The organism is Variovorax sp. PMC12 (assembly GCF_003019815.1).
In the GTDB taxonomy this organism is placed as follows: Bacteria; Pseudomonadota; Gammaproteobacteria; order Burkholderiales; family Burkholderiaceae_C; genus Variovorax.
Genome location: NZ_CP027774.1, coordinates 391303 through 408144, shown reverse-complemented (window position 1 = coordinate 408144; position 16842 = coordinate 391303). Strand labels below are relative to the sequence as shown.

Below are 16842 nucleotides of genomic sequence, written 5' to 3'. Positions count from 1 at the left end.
GCTTTGGCGCAGCGGATGCGGTGCGTGCCCAGTTCGACGGCACGCAGCATCCGAACGTCACTTGCCGAATAACCCGGCCACACGCTGCCACGTGCGCAACATGAAGCCCGCGCGCTCCACGTCGGCCTGCGCGACCAGCGGCGCCTCGCCCACCGCCTTGCCGTTCGACTCCGCGACGACCTTGCCGATCACCGCGCCCTTGGCCACCGGTGCCTCCAGCTTCGGGTTGATCTGCACGGAGGTGTTCACTTTCTGGCCGCGCGGCACCGTCACCGTCCAGGGTGCTCCTAGCCCCGCGGCAACCGTATCGGCCTTGCCGAAGCGGACGTTGGTCGTCGTGACCACGGCGTTGGGCTGGATGGGGGTGGCCTTCTCGAAGTTGCCGTATCCCCATCCGAGCAGCGCGCGGGTTTCGTCGGCACGTGCCTGCGCGCTGTTGGTGTTGAGGATCACGGTGATCAGGCGCATGCCATTGCGCTTGGAGGAAGTCACGAGGCAGTAGCCCGCCTCCTGGGTGTGCCCGGTCTTCAGGCCGTCGACCGTGGGGTCGGTATAGAGCAGCGCATTGCGGTTGCCCTGCTTGATGCCGTTGTACTTGAACTCGCGCTCCGCGTAGATCGGGTAGTACTCCGAGCTGTCGCGGATGATCGCGCGCGCCAGGATCGCAAGGTCGCGCGCGGACGACTTGTGATCGGGATCGGGCAGGCCCGTGGAGTTCACGAAATGCGTGTGCGTCATGCCCAGGCGCTGGGCTTCCGCATTCATGAGTTTGGCAAAGCCCTCCTCGGTGCCGGCCATGTGCTCGGCGATCGCCTTGGACGCGTCATTGCCAGACTGCACGATGATGCCGCGCAGGATGTCGATCACGGTGGCCTGGCTGTTCAGCGGCAGGTACATGCAGGACTCGGTGCTCGAGCCGCGGCACCAGGCGTTCTGGCTGACCGACACCAGATCGTCCTTCTTGAGCTTGCCGGACCGGAGTGCCTGTTCGACCAGGAAGCTGGTCATCATCTTGGTCAGCGACGCCGGCGGCAGCGGCTCGTCGGGGTTGGCCGAGGCCAGCACCTCGCCGGAATCGAAGTCCATCAGCAACCACGCCTTGGCCGGCAGCGCCGGCGGGCCGCCGGCAACGGCCGTTTGACCGGCCGCCGGTGCGGCGGCGGGCGCGGTGGCAGCGGGCTTCTTCTGGGCTGCAGGCTTGGCGGCATGGGAGGCCGCGAAAGCGGGTGCGGCGGAAATCAGGGCGCCCGTGGCGATTGCGAAGGCGAGCGGGAGGACGGAAGGAGTCTTGAATTGCATGTGCGTGTAGGAGCTGAACGGCGATTCTGGCGGATGTGGCGATTCGGGGGTGCTTGGCAGACCAGGAATCGCCGCGCAAGTTCGCCAACCGGTGGAACACCCCGGACGCTACCCGATCCGCACGCGGTCCGCGGTGGCGTTTCCTGCCGTTACCGCATGCCCGCCGCTCAAGCCTGCTGGAGACGGGGTTCGGTCGGGCTCGCCGCCAGGCGCAACCTCGAAGAACTGCGCAAGTGGCGGCCGGGGCCAACTGTACACCGCCAGGAGCCGCCGGCACCCGCAGCGGCAAACGCCCCCTAGGAGCCGCCATTCACTGCTTGCATGACCGGGGCGTCGGATTCCGCGACTGCGTTTCCATGCACAAGAGCCTGCGGACCGGCCTCGGCGGAAACCGCATCCGCGGACGCGGCGGCCAGCAGCTGGTAGCCACGTCCGTAAACCGGTACCAGCAAGAATCCGTTTTCCTTGCGCAAGGCCAGGCGGGTTCGCAACCTCGCGACACATACATCCAGCGCCCGGGAGCGGCTGCTTTGCGTGGAACCATTCCACAACGAGCCCATGAGCAGTTCCCGCGACACCACGTGGCCGATGTTGCCGAAGAGAGCCATGGCCAGGTCGAACTGAAGCGGTTGAAGCTGAATTTCAAGGTTCTTGTGAATCACCACATGGCGGCCGTCCATCACAAAGCGATAGTCGCCCCAACTGACTTCCCGCTCGGCATCGCTGCGCACTGCACGAAAACCGGACCGGTGCAGGAGTGCTTCAATCCTCCATTCAAGCTCTTCCCCGCTCAACCTCGCGATGCCGATGACGCTGGCCCCGAAGAAATCGGCGTTGCGCGGGAGCGATCGCCATTGCATTTCATCCAGGCAGAGGAGGACCGGAACATCCTTTGCCCTACAAATGCCCGAGACGCCGAGCCACTCCGAATGGCGCTTGACAGTCATCACCAGCACATCGAACTCGTGATTTTCCGCGAGCCGCTCCAGGAATTCGTTGGGATCCTGAAACTCATGCACGGAGGGACCGATCCGCCGAAGAAGCGAACTCAGTTGATGTCTGCGACTCGGGTCTCGATCAACAAGCGCTGCCCTGATTGTCTTCAAGATTCCTCTCCACAACACACCTCGGCGAATCTTCTGAATTGTCCAGCCCATGGCGAAGCATTGCTATGCGCCTGGGCGGCCTCCAGCGTGCGAATAAGCGCCTCCGCAGCCAGCGGGCGGCCGTAAAACCAGCCCTGCATCAGGTGCACGCCGCGGTCTCGGAAGTACTCGACCTGTGCGTTGCTTTCGACGCCCTCGACGATGATTTCCACACCCAGTTCTCTGGCCAGCTCAATCACGGATGGGACGATTCGCTCCCTCAACGTGCCCGTGCCCACGGTGTCGGTGAATTTCTTGTCCAGCTTGATCTTGTCGACCTTCAGGTCGCTGAGGTAGGACAGGTTGGCGTATCCCGTGCCGAAATCATCGATGTAGATTTCGTGGCCCCGACCGCCCAGCTCCAGCATCACGGTCACTGCGGATTCGAGCCTTGCGGAAGTCCGCTCTGTGAGTTCAAAGGCCAATTGCGTCGGCGCGATGCCGGCTTCTACAAAGTGATGCTGCAGCGACTGATGGAAGCTGCTGTCCATCATGTCCGCGGGAACGACGTTCACGCTGATCTTGAAGTTCTTGTGGGTGCGAAGGAAATCGCCGAAGTCCTCGGAGACCCGCTGGAGCGCCAGCAGAGTCAACTTTCCGATCAGGTCATTCGCTTCGGCGATGGGGATGAACACCGCAGGTGGGACGCTTTCCCCGCTCTTCAGGGTCCATCGCATCAACGCCTCGGCAGACACCGTCTCGCCGGTCCGGTTGTCCACGATCGGCTGGTAGTGCATGAACAGCTCCTTCTTGGCAACCGCCTCGCGCAGCAGCGCGTCGATGGTGCGCATTCTGTATCCGCGAGCGGACCAGGATGCGATGCCGAGCGCCACACCGATGCCGGCAAGAATTCCTGTGAAGATGAGCAGCATCAGGTTGCTCATCAGGACAGCCAACCCGCGCGCCTTCAGCACATAGCAGGTGACCTGCCCAGGCAGGCACGCGACTGAAATGATGTCACCCCGAAGCCAGTACGTGGAGCCCGAGATGAACAACGGTTGCGCGATGCCTGGATCTGCGCCACGCACGACGAGCATCGTGCCGGTTGCGCTGTTCAACAAGACAACACTCAACGCGTAGCGGCCATCCTCCACCGTCGCCGGCTGTTTCTCCGGCGCGACGAGGAGCTCGTAGGCGCCTTCCTTGACGAGGGTGGATTTGACGCCGGGCGAGAGCGGCAGGTCGACATTGCGCCATATCCGGCGACCTGTCTCGGTCGTGAAATCGGGACTGTCGGAAGGAAGGCTGGAAGCGGCGGCGCCAATGTTGCCGTTGCACCGCGGGCCGGCATTATCGCCCTGGTAGACGACGTCGCGAATGATCGCGGATCGAAAGGCGATGGACCGCAGTGCTTCAAGATGCGTCGCGGAGCATGGTTGGGCATCCAGGGCGCGCAGTTCCGCGAACGCCGCATTGACTTCGGCAACCCGCTCCAGCGGTTTGGAGATGACGGCCGCCGCGGCCGCGCGTATCGTGCGTTGTTCGTCGGCAATCAGAAATGCGCATAGCACCGCGAGCGTGGCCACAACGCCGAACGTGGACCACACGATGATGCGCTGTCTGTTGGACGCCATCTGACCCAGCACTGACGCATCGGGGTCATTGTCGCGCCGAGATATGGTTGATTTGCCTGGATGAAAGTCGGCACGGAACATCACGCAACTTTCATTCGCGGGTAAAGCCCGAACGATATTGCATTCACGCCCGCTTGGGCGAAATATGACGGAGGTGAGGAAGTAAAGCAGCGGCTGCGGACCTCTATCGACTCCGAAGTGTGATTCGAATCACAAGCTGCAGAAGACGGGGGTCACTCCAGATATCAGGTTCCACGACCGAGATGGCCGCCCCGTGGCGACCATTGTTCCCTCGCACCAAAGTTGCCGCGCGCTTTTTTTCCGCGCTTCAGCCGATCACGAACTTGCAAATCTCGCGCGAATACGCCTGGAGAAACGCATTCTTGTCGGGCAGTGGCTCCGTGGTATGCGGCGGGGGAATGTCCATGAATGAAAAGTGACCTGCTCCTTCCGTGACGCGGACGTCCACGGCAATCGAAGCGCGCATGGCACTCGCCATCCATTCGGTTTGGACTGGCGGAGTGATGCTGTCCGCCGAACCCACCCACGTCAGGACTGGAACTCGCACCGCATCAAGCGCTGCGGGCGCGCGGAAGAATCCGGTAGGGGGAGCCAAGAGAGCCAGACGAGTCAAGCGACCGTCCGGTGCAATAAAGACGCGTCGACCTGGCGCTAACCACATTTGAGCTCCCGCCATGGCAACGAGGGTGGCCGCGCCAATCGAATGCCCCACTCCCACCACCTTCGCCGATGGCTCAGTGAATGCGTCGAGTGCGAGGGAAAGACGCCTTGCGCGGAGAGTCAGTTCGTCCTCGCTCGGGGTGGTCGAAGCAAGCCGCTCGAAATGCGGCGCCACGATCTTGCAGCCAGAACCGGCCAAGGCACCGAGGAGAGTCGCGTGACGCTCTGGCTGGCCGCCCGTGCCCACCGCGAAAAGAACCACGGGAGCGCCGGCGGCCGCTTCCTGCACCGACACCTTGAATGAATCAACTCCGTCTTGCAGCGTCTGCGTCAGCATTGAAAGCAACTCCCTGTCATGTGTGGGCTCGATCGCGTTTTGCACGATGCAGTTTCATCAAGTTCTTGCCCCGTCCAGGCCCGCATTCTGCCGTGCCGACGAACGCCGGTCTCGTGCAGAAAAAGAGCGTGACAGCAGCCGAAAAGCTTTCCTCCAGAAGCGGCAACTTCACCCGTCTCCCAACACCTGACAAAGCAGGATCCGGTTTTGCAGTTGGGCAAGTCGCGTGGCGGCATGGGCGACCTCTGCCGCACGCAGACGTTCCTGCGCATCCAGCCAGCTTCTCAATGGCAGCAGCCCGACCCGGAAGCGGGCCTCGTAGATCCGCGCCGCTTCTGCCGCCTGGAGCTGCGCCCTGCGTAACGCCACGTCCTGCTCGGCGAGTCGAGTGCGGGCGGAGAGCGCCTGCTCCACTTCGCCGAGTGCGGTGTACAGCGCTTTGCGAAAACCGATTGCGGCCTCTTCGTAGCGAGTCCGTGCGATGTCCAGCTCGATACCCAGCATGCGCGCCCGCAGAAAGGGCAACGTCATGCCGACACCAAAGGTGGCGACCGGATTGGCAAGTACGTCGAGGAGGGCTTTGCTGGAACTGCCCAGCGCACCGGTAAGTGCGATGCCAGGGTAGTAGCTGGCCGCTGCGGCGTCAGTGCGAGCGCCCGCGGCCTGAAGGCGCCACTGGGCAGCGCGCAGGTCGGGCCTGCGGCCGAGAAGATGGGCCGGAAGGCCTGGCTGGACCGGCGGCAAGGCGACCTCAGGCAATGCCCGGGGCTCGGGTTGCGGTACGGAAGCGCCATCGAGCAGCACGCGCACGCGCTCGCGTAGCACCACGGCTGCCTGGCGCTGGGCCGCCAGGTCGGCGGTGCGTTCCTCGCGCACTTGCAGCGCCTCGTGCAGGGCCAGCCGACCTTCGGCCCCCGCCTGGAAGCGGGCCTGGACAAGGGCCACAATGCGTTGGGCGTCGCGTTCGCTGGCTTCGGCCATCGCCACGCGGTCGTTGGCGTAGGCGAGCTGGAAATACAGGTCGATGACGCTGGCGACCAGCACCTGCCGCACGGCCTGCCTGTCCTGCTTGCTCGCCTGCGCCTCGAAGCCGGCGGCGTCCCGCAGCGCACCAAGACGCCCGAAAAGATCGAGCTCCCAGCTCACCGCGATCTGCCCGGTGCTGCTGGAGCCTGGATCTGGTTGTGCGCTGCCCAGCCCTCGCGCGACGCTGGTGTTCAAGGCGCCCGACACCGTCGGCGTCAACTGGGTGCCCGCGAGGCGGGCCTCCAGCATCGCGCGGCGCAACCGGACGCCCGCCATGGCAAGGTCGGCATTGCGTGCAAGGGCGGCGTTTATCCAGGTGTCGAGCACGGGCAGTTCGCCCGCGCGCCACCAGGCCAGCCCCCTGTCGCCAGCACGGGCCGCGGGCCCGGTCTCGGCATGGGTATACGCGGGTGGCAGCACTGGCATCGGCCTGGGGGGCTCAAGCGTGGCGCATCCCACCGCCGCGCAGGCCAGCAGCGTGGCGAACACGGCTCGGGGCAAGGACGCCCCCGGGCGAAGAGGAGCGGAAGGTAGGGATCGCGTCATGTCAATCCCTCGCGAGGGCCTGCACCGGCTCGAGCCGTGCGGCGTTTCTTGCGGGCAGGTAACCGAAAGCCACGCCGACCAGACAGGAGCTGACCACGGCCAGTACCACCGAGAGCGCGGAAAAGGACATCGGCAACTGCGGCATCAGCAAAGCGATGAGCGCGCCCAGGCCGAAGGCCAGCAACACGCCGGCTGCGCCGCCGATCAGGCAGATCAGCACGGCTTCCATGAGGAACTGAGCCACGATGTCGGCGCGCCGCGCGCCCACGGCCATTCGCACGCCGATTTCTCGCGTGCGCTCGGTCACCGAAACCAACATGATGTTCATCACGCCGATTCCGCCCACCATCAGCGACAGGGTCGCCACGCCGGAGATCAGCAGGGCCAGGGTGCGACTGGTGCGCGTGGCGGCCTGCCGGACCTGGTCCGAATTCATGATGAAGAAGTCCTGGCTGCCGTGGCGGTCGCGCAGCACCGAAGCGACGGCGCCTTGCGCTGCACGGCTGGAGATTTCGTCCTTGATGCGCAAGGTGATGCTTTCGAGGAATTGCCTTCCCGCGAGTCGGGTCGCCACCGTCGTGTAGGGCACGAAGAAGCCCGGCGTGCTCGACGCGAAGCTGCTCTGCATCGGGCGCAGCACGCCGACCACCTGCACCGGCATCTCGCCGAGAAGCACGGTCTGCCCCAAGGGCGATGAGCTACCGAAGAGCGCCGTGGCCGCGCGTTGATCGATCACGGCCACCTGTGCGCGCGCTTCTTGATCGCGGGCGTCGAAGAAGCGGCCCGCGGCCAATGAAAGGCCGCGCACGCGGAACAGTCCCGCCCCCACGCCGTTGACCTGGGCCGATGCCGCCGCGGAGTCGCGCAGTGCCGTCACCGACACCGAGATGTTGGGCGAGGCACTGTCCACGTAGAACTGCTGCGCCAGCGCCTCAGCGTCGGCCACCGACAGGTTCTCGATCGCACTCGCTCTGAGGTCGCCGAAGTCGCGGCCGGGAAAGATCTCCAGCGTGTTGGTGCCCAGTTCGCGGATCTGGGCCATGACTTGCTCCTGCGCGCCGCGCCCCAGCGCAACCACGCACACGAGCGCTGCAATGCCGATGACGATACCCAGCATCGTCAGCAGCGCGCGCAGCCGGTGCGCACGCAGGGCGAAAGTCGCCATGCTCAGCGTCTGCGCCAAGCGTGCAGGCGCGGCTCTGCCTTCATGTCGGCTCTCGCCTTCCGGCGGCGCCGGCAACTCAGCCGCGCCCGGCACCGTCGCGGCCTCACTGCGGCGATCGGAGACGATGCGGCCGTCGCTGATCTCGATCACGCGCGACGCGCGGCGGGCCACCTGGGCATCGTGCGTGACGATGATCACCGTGTGCCCCTGCCCATTCAGTTCGGCGAGCAGGCGAAGCACTTCCTCACCGCTGGAGGTGTCCAGGGCACCTGTCGGCTCGTCGGCCAATATCACGCTGCCGCCGTTCATCAGCGCGCGCGCGATCGAGACCCGTTGTTGCTGCCCACCCGAGAGCTGGTTGGGCCGATGGTCTGCACGCTCGCCCAGGCCCAGGCGCTCCAGGAGCAGCCGCGCACGGGCCTGGCGCTGCTGCGCATCGCAACCCGCGTAGATGGCGGGTAGTACCGCATTGTCCAGCGCAGTCAACTCCCCCAGTAGTTGGTAGCGCTGGAAGACAAAGCCGAAGTGCTCTCGCCGCAGCTTCGCCAGTCCATCCGCGTCCAGATCCGCGACCTCCTGGCCGGCCACGCGGTAGCTGCCCGAAGTCGGCCGATCCAGTGCGCCGAGGATGTTCATGAGGGTCGACTTGCCGGAGCCCGAGGCACCCACGATGGCCACCATCTCACCCGCGTCGATCCGCAGGTCGATGCCGTCCAGCACGGTGAGAGTGCCCTCCCCTGCCACGAACTCGCGGCGCAGGCCGCGTGTTTCCAGCAATGCCCTGGACGTGCTTACCATAGGGCCGGTCCTTGAGACACTGCGGCATCGGCCGCGACCGGTTCGCCGACCACGACGCGCTCCCCGATGGCCAGGCCGCCGAGTACCTGCACCTGCAGCGGTGTGCGCAGGCCGGTCTGCACCTGGCGCTCGGTTACGTCCCCGTCGGGTTGCAGCACGCGCACCGTTCCGTGTCCGGCCTGCGCACCCGGTCCCAGCGCCACGGCGGGAATGAGCAATGCGTTCTCGACCGTCTTCACATGCACGGAGACCTGGACCGTCATGGAGGGCCGCAGCATGCCGTGCTCGTTGGGCACGTCGAACAGGGCGTTGTAGTAGACAGCCTTGGCCGCGGCGGCTGTGGACGAGGCGCTTCCAGCCGCCGCAGCCTCGTTGGCGATGGAATCGGGAGCCGGCTCTATCAGGGCAATGCGTGCCTGATAGCGATCGGTGCGGCTGCCCGGCACGACGAAGCTCGCCGCCATGCCCACCGCCACCAAGTTCACGTCGGCCTCCGAGATTTCCGCGCGCACGGTCATCACGTCCAGCTTCGCCAGCATGACGATGGTGGGCGTGCTCTGGAAGGCATTGAGCGTCTGCCCCTGCCGGGTGACAACCGCCACCACGACGCCATCCATCGGCGCCACGATGCGCGTGTAGCCGAGCTGCGTGCGCGCCGTGTCGACCTGCGTGCGCGCCTGCACGACCTGGGCCTGCAGCGAGTCGATGTCGGCACGCTGCGTATCCACCGCCGCCTGCGCCGCCTCCAGATCGGCCTGCGCGGTCGCCTCGGCCACCGCCAGCGTCTGCTGGCGGCGCAGCAGCACTCGGGCCTGCGCCATTGCCACGCGCCGCGCGTTGAGCTGCGCACGCAGCGCGTCGACTGCCGCCTCGGCACTGCGCAGCGCGATCTGCTGAGGCTGAGCATCGACCTCGGCAATCAACTGTCCCTTGCCTACTCGCTGCCCCAGGCTCACGTGCAGGCGTTCGACCCGACCCGACACCTGTGCGCCGACAGCGACCAACTCCTTGGGACGGACCCGGCCTACAGCCCGTACGTCCTTGGTCAGAGTGCCGCGCTCCACCGGCGCGGTGGCCAGATCGGGCGAGCCTGCATTCATTTCCACAAGCACGACCGCGGCGGCACTGGCAAAGACGACGGTGCCGACCGCGAGTGCCCATTTCCGAGCTGTCTTCAATGCATCGCTTTCAAGGTTGGTTTCATGGCCCTGTGCCGGGCCGCGAGAAGCGACCATCCGTGCGGCAACGAGGAATCCGTCCCATTGAGGGAACTGGAAGGGATTCTTGTGAGAGCGCATCGAGAACGCGCCGGCGCACGATCCAGATCTGGTCGAGAGCTGCTGCGCTCGGCCACGCCCTCGAGGCAGTTCCATTCGCCTTGATTGAACGTTGATGAAACCCCCAATGCTTCTGCATCGTGCGAAGAGAGCATTTCGTCACCGTCCACCCTGAAACTCACCTGGGCTCGCGCGCCTTCGAATGCACTCTCCGCTTGCAGATTTCAATTCCGTCCCTTCTACATCGACAGTGGTCGACCCCGCCGAGGCCGTACCCAGCGGCCCCGTATCGCGGCCCGTTCGGATCCGGCAGTCACCGCGGTCAGCGGAGTCGTGCGGTACCTCGCCTCGCCGGTCTAGCGGAGCCTGGGTCATCGCGCTGCTTGCCCTGTTTGCCGCCATCTGGTTGCCGCATCTTGCGCAATCGAGTCTCGTGCCGCCCACGGACAACATCGAGCAGCTCACCTGGGTGCGCAGCCTTGAGTGGGGCTACTACAAGCATCCTCCGCTGCCCACGTGGGTGCTTTGGCTTCCCGTGCAGTTGATGGGTTTGTCGGGAGCTGTCACCTATGTGCTCGGCGCGACCTTCGTGCTGGTCGCAATGGGCCTCTTCTGGCGGCTTCTCTCGGCCCTTCGCGGTTGCGTGCATGCCACGGTGGCGCTGCTCGCGGCCCTGTGCATCACTTACTACAACGGTCGTCTCTACTACTACAACCACGAAGTGGTGCTGATCCCGTTCGCGGTGGCAAGCGCTGCTCTCACCTGGAGAGCATTCGTATCGAGGCAGCGACGCTGGTGGCTGTGGCTGGGGGTCTGTCTCGGCGTCGGGGGGCTCGCTAAATATCACATCGCTGTGATGGCCGTGGCCGTGGCGGTGTTCTGGGCGTGGCAGGGAGGCTGGCGGGATGCGGATCATCGGCGAGGCCTTGCACTGGCCGCCGTCGTTTCCCTGGCCGTGATGGCTCCGCATCTGTACTGGCTCTGGACGCACGACCTCGGGCCCATCCGCTATGCGATGGAGTCGTCGCTGGGCCTCGATCTCCATGGGATGCGGAGGCTGGGCGTCTGCGTACGCTGGCTGTCCGATCAGCTACTGAACCGGGCGCTGCCTGCGTGGCTCTTTCTTCTGTCGCTGCTCATGTTCGCGGCCCGCGCACGCACGGATGCCCACGCGCCGTCGAGCGCGCCGCATGAGCCACAACCCGGCGATGCGGTAATGAGCCGGAGGCTCCTGCTGTGCTTCGGGCTCACGCCGCTGGTCTTCACTTTCGTGCTGGGCCTGGCGGTGGGGGCGGACCTGCAGTTGCATTGGGGCGCTCCGTTCCTGCTGCTCGCCGTTCCGGCCTTCATGGAACTGGGTCGCTGGAAAGAAGCCTGGTACCGGGTCTCATTGAAATCGGCCCTCAAAAGCTTCCTTCTCGTCCAACTCGTGCTGCTTGCCTGGGGACAGATGATTTCTGCCAACGGAGAGTTTCGGCTGCAGCGTCATCACTGGCGGAATTTCGATGCGAAAGCCCTGGCCGACGCGGTGGCGCCGGCAGCACGCGCCCAACTTGGCGGACCGGTCCGCGTGATTGCGGGACCTCCCGCCGAAGCAGGCGCGCTGGCGCTTCAGCTCGGTGAGCGGCCCCTTGTACTGATCGATGGCCGCTTCGACATTAGCCCCTGGGTGAAAAAAGACCTGGCCGACGAGTGCGGCGTCCTGGAACTGAGCAAGACGGCATCAAACCCCGGATATCGCCCAGCAGGCGAAAAATTCCCCGGCCTGTACTGGCGAACGGTCGTCCCTCGCTCGCCGTCCATCTCCTGCACATGGAGCGCGCATGCAGCAAATTGACCCGCTCACCCGTAAGGCCCTGCTTGATGCCCACATGCGCTTGCACCTCGATGACTTCACGTCGGCCGAGCGGCCGGCGCACGATGCACCTCTGGCGCCGGCGCAAGCGACACAACCCATGCAAAGAGACCAACGCGCTTCCATCAGCTGCGTCATTCCCTGCCGAAACGAAGCCAGGAACCTCGAACTGCTGCTGCCGCGCCTGATCACGGTACTGGTCACACTGAAGCGGGATTGGGAAGTGATCGTCGTCGACGATGGAAGTACCGACACCACCTGCGAGTCGGCGCTGCGTTGGCAAGACCAGGGCGTTCGGCTGCTGGAGCTCTCGCGCAACTTCGGCAAGGAAGCCGCGCTCAGTGCGGGCCTGGACGCGGCGCGCGGTGATCTGGTCCTCCTGATGGACGGAGACGGCCAGCACCCGCCCGAACTGATTTCCGAGATGATCGCCCGCTGGACCCAGGGCGCAGACATGGTCTGCGCGAGGCGCGCGAATCGCGATTCAGAGCGCTGGGTCAAGCGCGTGGGAACACGGATCTTCTACAAGCTTCTCGACTGTGACCGGCGCTTTCGGGTACCCGCCGACGCAGGCGACTTCCGGCTGCTGGACCGCGCGGTGGCCGACGCGTTGCGCGCGCTTCCGGAACGCAGCCGCTTCATGAAGGGGTTGTTCGCGTGGGTCGGTTTCCACGTGGAGCAGATGGCCTACGTGCCGCCTCCGAGGCCCCACGGCCGCAGCCACTACAGCCTGCAGGCACTTTGCAGCCTGTCGCTGACCGGGATCACCATGTTCACCAGCTGGCCCCTGCGCGCGGCCAGCGTGCTTGGTGGGCTGCTCGCCATCGCCGCGTTCGGCTACGGCGGCATGCTGTGCTTGTCGTACATGCTGTGGGGCAATGAAGTGTCGGGCTGGACCACGATCGTCGTCGCCATGTTCCTGCTGGCGGGGGTGCAGCTGGTGTCGCTCGGAGTGATCGGAGAGTACTTGGCGCGGGTCTTCGATGAAGTGAAGGGACGCCCGTTGTACCTGGTTCGCAGATCCCTGGGCGCCGGGCTGAGAGGCGCCGGCCCCGACGGTGGCGTCGATCCGCGGGAAAGCCCCACCGTGCGAGTCCCCGGACTCGTGTCGAAGGCCGGCAGGCCGGAAGCAGGGCGTTGAGGGAATGACGCAGATGAACAGGCAATCCACATGCTTCGCTGCGCAAGTTCGCAACATCCCGGCCGGCGCCGCCAACCCGACAGTCACATCCAGGCCATGTGCCCAGCAGGTCCAGGTCTTCACCAATGGGCTGCCCTCATGCCCGGAACGCACCATCGCAGTTTGCGTGGACGATTTCGGCCTGAATACCGGTGTCAACGCAGCCGCACTGCACCTGTCGGAGATGCGCCGCGTGAGTGCGCTGAGCGCGATGACCCAGGCGCCGGCGTGGGAAGACGGCGCAGCGCGGGCACGACGCCTGGACAACCGACGGATCGACGTCGGCCTGCATTTCAACCTCACGCAGTCGTTCCGCGGAGCGCCCGCGTTGGGATCTGTGCAGACCTTGATCGCGGCCACGCATCTTCGGCTGCTGCCAAAGCGCCATGTGCGCGAAGCCCTGTTGCGCCAGCTCGACGCATTCGAGGAAGAGATGTTCCGGGCCCCCGCCCATGTGGACAGCCACGAACATGTGCATCACCTGCCGGTGATACGGGATGTCGTGCTCGATGTGCTGCTCAGGCGATACGGCAGCGCGTTGCCGTGGGTGCGCGTGAGCGCCGCGCCGGCTACCTCGCTGGCCGGATCTTTTCGAAGCGCCGATGAACGCAAGGCATGGCTCATAGATCGGCTGGTGGGCGCGGAGCATTTCCGCCGTCGTGCCCGCTCGCTGGGATTCGGCGCGAATCGCCGTTTGCTGGGCGCGTACGGTTTCGATGCCACTGAAACCGGGTATGGCTCCTTGTTGCGGCGATGGCTGAGGCAGGCTCGCAGCGGAGATCTGCTGATGTGCCACCCTGGGAGTTCGGCGGCGGGCGACGTCATCAGTCGTGGGCGCTGCGTCGAGTTCGCTGTGTGGTCCGACCCTCATCTTCCCCTCCTTCTGCGAGAACTGGGCATCCGCATCGCGCCCATGTCGGTTCTGCGGGCGGCGACGGCGTGAAGATCGTGGATCGACGCACAGTCTTTGGCGGGAGCTTCATCTGCTCGCTGGAGGCAGATTTCGGCGGCTTCGAGCTGGATGTACTGCCGGCGCCGTCGCACGCGTGCGCAGCAGCTCACGGACCGAACCAGTAGAACAACCACACAGCCACCGCAGCGAGCACCACCACCAGGAGCAACTTGTCGGCCCTGGCAGACACCCATGCCGAGATGGTCGAGCTATGCGTTCTGCGCGCGTCTGCGGAGTCCGGCGTGGAGAACACTTTGCGCCGCCTGGGAAACCGGAGCCGGCGCATCGGCCACATTGCAAATTCGGTTGTCCGCCTTTCAACAGCCGGGTGCCGGCGCAAGGCACGAGAACGCGACGGCTCGAACTGAAAACCCATGACTTGCCCTTGATGACGACACAAGCCGATGCTGTCGTGGCGCGATGGACTTGCGATCGAGTGTTCATGTGGTTTCTTTCAAGAGGCTGTCCATGCACGGATTCGGATGTGATTCGCTTCGGCCGAGCCTGCGCAGTTGCGGCGAGGGCGGGTCTTGATCAGATCTTGACAAATGGTGGTTCGACGGTTGACAGACGCAGCTGACAATCGACTGCATCCCTGTTCGCTGTGCACGGTGCTTGCGTTGCCGTCCCACTCATGCGCGTTTCGGTCTCATCGATCTGGCGCCTGGCTTCATGGGCCACCCCATACCTCTTTGCAACCTGGCCGAGCCACCGATGTCTCTTCTGGAGCAGCCAGGACGCAGGAGGTCGCGCCCCCGCGTCACTGTGCGCTCAGGAGCGCGTCGGATAATGTCGGGGTTGCTCGCGAAGGTGCTGCCCCGCATGCTCCCCGTGGAAAGATTCCGCTCTTGCGCATCTGCAACCCCATCGCAAATCAATGTGATGCCCCCTTCAGAAAGAAGCATGATTTCCATGGCTAACGAGCGCATCCTGATTGTCGAAGACGATTCCCAGATCGCCGAGGTGCTGGCTGCCTATCTGCAGCGAGACGGCTACCTCACGTCCATTTGCAGCGATGGCGGCGAAGCCATGCAGATGTTCCGGCAATGGCAGCCGGACCTCGTGCTCCTCGACTACATGCTCCCGCGGGTCAATGGGAACGAGATCCTCGGCGCCATTCGCAGGACCGGCGATGTACCCGTCATCATGGTCACGGCCGTGGACGGAGAAGTGGAGAAGCTGGGCGCGCTTCGCTACGGTGCGGACGACTATGTCGTGAAGCCCTTCAACCCCAAGGAGGTGGTCGCGCGCGTGCAGGTCATCCTGAAGCGCGTCCGGAACAGCTCTCAACAGAGCGCCCAGTCTCACCTCGCGTGGGGTCCGCTGCAGCTCGATCTTGACGCCGTGATGGCACGTGTCGCGGACAAGCCCGAGGCTCTCGACCTGACCATCACCGAGTTCAAGCTCCTAGCGACCTTGATGCGCAATCCGCGCAAGGCCTTCAGCCGCCTTGAATTGCTGGAGGCATGCCTGCCCGAGAGCGATGCGCTCGAGCGGGTGGTCGACACGCATGTGCACAACCTGCGGCGAAAGCTGGAAGAACAAGGCGTCCAAGGCACCCCGACGGCTGTGCGGGGCGTCGGCTATCGCCTTGGCGATTCCAGATGAAGCCATCGCGCCGTTCGCTGTGGGCGTGGCTCACGTGGCGGATGATCGCGCTGGCGATTGCCGCGGCGGCGGCCGTGCAGGCGGGCATGTGGGTTCGCTACGGCTACTGGGAATCGAAGAACGAGGCCCAGCTGCCGCCCGGCGTCGCCGAGGAGATCAGGCACCTCGAGAGCGCGCCCAAGAGCGAGGAGGCCTCGAAGCGCCTGGTCGAGCTCTATACCCAGTACGGCGACCGCTTCGCAATGCCGTCGGATTCGGACGACTTGCTCATCCAGATGCTGCTGAGCCTTTCCATCACACCCTTCGTGGCGGGGTTCGGATTGCTCCTGGCGCGCCGCATCGTCGAGCCCGTCTCGGACGTCGCGACGGCAGCGGAATCGGTTTCGATGGGGCGTTTCTCCGCCCGCGCACCGGTGCTCGACTCCGCACCGGCCGAACTCCAGCGGCTGGCCAATCACTTCAACGCGATGGCCGAGCGTCTGGAGGCCTACGATCGCGAATTGCAGGACTCCAGCGCCGCGATCGCCCACGAGCTTCGCACGCCGCTCACTGCCGCAATGGGGCGGCTGCAGGGCATCGTCGACGAGGTTTTCCCGCTCGATGAGAAGCAAATCCGGACCGTGCTCGATCAACTGGGACAGATCAACCGCATCATCGGCGACCTCCAGGTTCTGTCATTGGCTCAGGGTGGCCGCCTGCAGCTGGAAATGACGGAGTTCAACCTGCACGGATTCGTCGATGAGCGCCTCTCATGGGCGCTGCCCTCCCTTCAGAAACGCGGCATGACGGCGGCCAACCATGTGGACACCAAGGAGACCGCGCGCGCCGACAGGGGAAGGCTGGGCCAGGTCCTTTCGGCGCTGATCGACAACGCGGTGCGCTATGCGAGCGATGGCGGCCTGGTGGAGATCGACTGCCGCGCAGATGCCTCCACCCTCGAACTGATCGTGCGGGATCGAGGCAAGAGCGCTTCGGTGGACGACGTTTCGCGCTTCTTCGAACGCTTCTGGCGCAGCGAACGATCACGCTCCCGCTACGCCGGCGGTACCGGCCTGGGACTTTCCGTCGTGCAGGCGATCTGCAAGGCCCATGGCGGTGAGGCCAAAGCTGCTGTGCGGCCTGGAGGCGGGCTGGAGATCCGGATCAGCCTGCCCCGCGATCAAGGGCTTCGCAGAGCGATCGGCTGTTAAGCGTTTCTTCCCTGGAAGGAGGAGCGCGGGATTCGCCTGCCTGGCGCGCCACGTCGCGCTTGGGGCCTCCTGAAAGAAATCCGCTTGACCAATCCTTGATGCCGTGCGCACCGATCTTCAATGAAGCATCGGCACCATTGCGCATCACTCATTTCCAGTGCCCCGAGAGCCGCATGTCGTCGCTGTTGCCGCAAGCGCAGGGCAGGCCA

General features: G+C 65.0%; 12 protein-coding genes. 5 read left to right on the top strand and 7 right to left on the bottom strand.

Features of this window, described 5'->3' with window-relative positions:
• Window positions 1-57 precede the first annotated feature (57 nt).
• The 7 genes from C4F17_RS29335 to C4F17_RS29305 form a co-directional block, all read right to left on the bottom strand.
• Window positions 58-1299: a D-alanyl-D-alanine carboxypeptidase family protein gene (locus tag C4F17_RS29335; protein WP_081269193.1), complete on the bottom strand. Its 1242-nt coding sequence runs from the start codon at window positions 1297-1299 to the stop codon at window positions 58-60.
• 296 nt (window positions 1300-1595) lie between these two features.
• Entirely contained in the window at window positions 1596-2318 is a 723-nt protein-coding gene (locus tag C4F17_RS29330) for a winged helix-turn-helix domain-containing protein (RefSeq protein ID WP_159053771.1), read from the bottom strand.
• 83 nt (window positions 2319-2401) lie between these two features.
• A complete protein-coding gene (locus C4F17_RS29325) occupies window positions 2402-4099 on the bottom strand; it encodes an EAL domain-containing protein (RefSeq protein ID WP_106937981.1) in 1698 nt (565 codons plus the stop codon).
• A gap of 247 nt (window positions 4100-4346) precedes the next feature.
• The gene (locus C4F17_RS29320; protein WP_159053770.1) at window positions 4347-5081 is read right to left on the bottom strand and encodes an alpha/beta hydrolase family protein; all 735 of its coding nucleotides are present in this window, start codon (window positions 5079-5081) and stop codon (window positions 4347-4349) included.
• Window positions 5082-5204: 123 nt separating this feature from the next.
• Complete coding sequence (locus C4F17_RS29315) at window positions 5205-6551, bottom strand: efflux transporter outer membrane subunit (protein WP_234383144.1); 1347 nt, start codon at window positions 6549-6551, stop codon at window positions 5205-5207.
• A 58-nt stretch (window positions 6552-6609) separates the two neighbouring features.
• Complete coding sequence (locus C4F17_RS29310; RefSeq protein WP_106937978.1) at window positions 6610-8571, bottom strand: MacB family efflux pump subunit; 1962 nt, start codon at window positions 8569-8571, stop codon at window positions 6610-6612.
• Entirely contained in the window at window positions 8565-9749 is a 1185-nt protein-coding gene (locus C4F17_RS29305) for an efflux RND transporter periplasmic adaptor subunit (RefSeq protein WP_199852021.1), read from the bottom strand. The genes C4F17_RS29310 and C4F17_RS29305 overlap by 7 nt, the downstream gene beginning before the upstream one ends.
• A 532-nt stretch (window positions 9750-10281) precedes the next feature.
• On the opposite strand from C4F17_RS29305, the gene C4F17_RS29300 reads away from it, so the two are divergent.
• The 5 genes from C4F17_RS29300 to C4F17_RS29275 all read left to right on the top strand — a co-directional run bounded on the left by C4F17_RS29300 (window position 10282) and on the right by C4F17_RS29275 (window position 16633).
• The gene (locus tag C4F17_RS29300) at window positions 10282-11685 is read left to right on the top strand and encodes a glycosyltransferase family 39 protein (protein WP_325003251.1); all 1404 of its coding nucleotides are present in this window, start codon (window positions 10282-10284) and stop codon (window positions 11683-11685) included.
• On the top strand, window positions 11672-12844 hold the full coding sequence (locus C4F17_RS29295) for a glycosyltransferase family 2 protein (RefSeq protein WP_234383142.1): 1173 nt from the start codon (window positions 11672-11674) through the stop codon (window positions 12842-12844). Before C4F17_RS29300 ends, C4F17_RS29295 begins: the two co-directional genes overlap by 14 nt.
• Window positions 12845-12848: 4 nt before the next feature.
• Window positions 12849-13826 (top strand): ChbG/HpnK family deacetylase, encoded by a 978-nt coding sequence (locus C4F17_RS29290; RefSeq protein WP_106937975.1) that lies wholly within the window; start codon window positions 12849-12851, stop codon window positions 13824-13826.
• 921 nt (window positions 13827-14747) lie between these two features.
• The gene (locus tag C4F17_RS29280; RefSeq protein ID WP_106938500.1) at window positions 14748-15443 is read left to right on the top strand and encodes a response regulator; all 696 of its coding nucleotides are present in this window, start codon (window positions 14748-14750) and stop codon (window positions 15441-15443) included.
• A complete protein-coding gene (locus C4F17_RS29275) occupies window positions 15440-16633 on the top strand; it encodes a sensor histidine kinase (protein WP_106937973.1) in 1194 nt (397 codons plus the stop codon). Before C4F17_RS29280 ends, C4F17_RS29275 begins: the two co-directional genes overlap by 4 nt.
• Window positions 16634-16842: the final 209 nt, after the last annotated feature.

What these genes read in the sequence shown, in the direction of transcription:
- C4F17_RS29335 (WP_081269193.1), bottom strand. Translation starts at nt 1,299, where the DNA reads ATGCAATTCAAGACTCCTTCCGTCCTCCCGCTCGCCTTCGCAATCGCC.
- C4F17_RS29295 (WP_234383142.1), top strand. Translation starts at nt 11,672, where the DNA reads ATGCAGCAAATTGACCCGCTCACCCGTAAGGCCCTGCTTGATGCCCAC.
- C4F17_RS29290 (WP_106937975.1), top strand. Translation starts at nt 12,849, where the DNA reads ATGACGCAGATGAACAGGCAATCCACATGCTTCGCTGCGCAAGTTCGC.
- C4F17_RS29275 (WP_106937973.1), top strand. Translation starts at nt 15,440, where the DNA reads ATGAAGCCATCGCGCCGTTCGCTGTGGGCGTGGCTCACGTGGCGGATG.
- C4F17_RS29325 (WP_106937981.1), bottom strand. Translation starts at nt 4,099, where the DNA reads ATGTTCCGTGCCGACTTTCATCCAGGCAAATCAACCATATCTCGGCGC.
- C4F17_RS29280 (WP_106938500.1), top strand. Translation starts at nt 14,748, where the DNA reads ATGGCTAACGAGCGCATCCTGATTGTCGAAGACGATTCCCAGATCGCC.
- C4F17_RS29310 (WP_106937978.1), bottom strand. Translation starts at nt 8,571, where the DNA reads ATGGTAAGCACGTCCAGGGCATTGCTGGAAACACGCGGCCTGCGCCGC.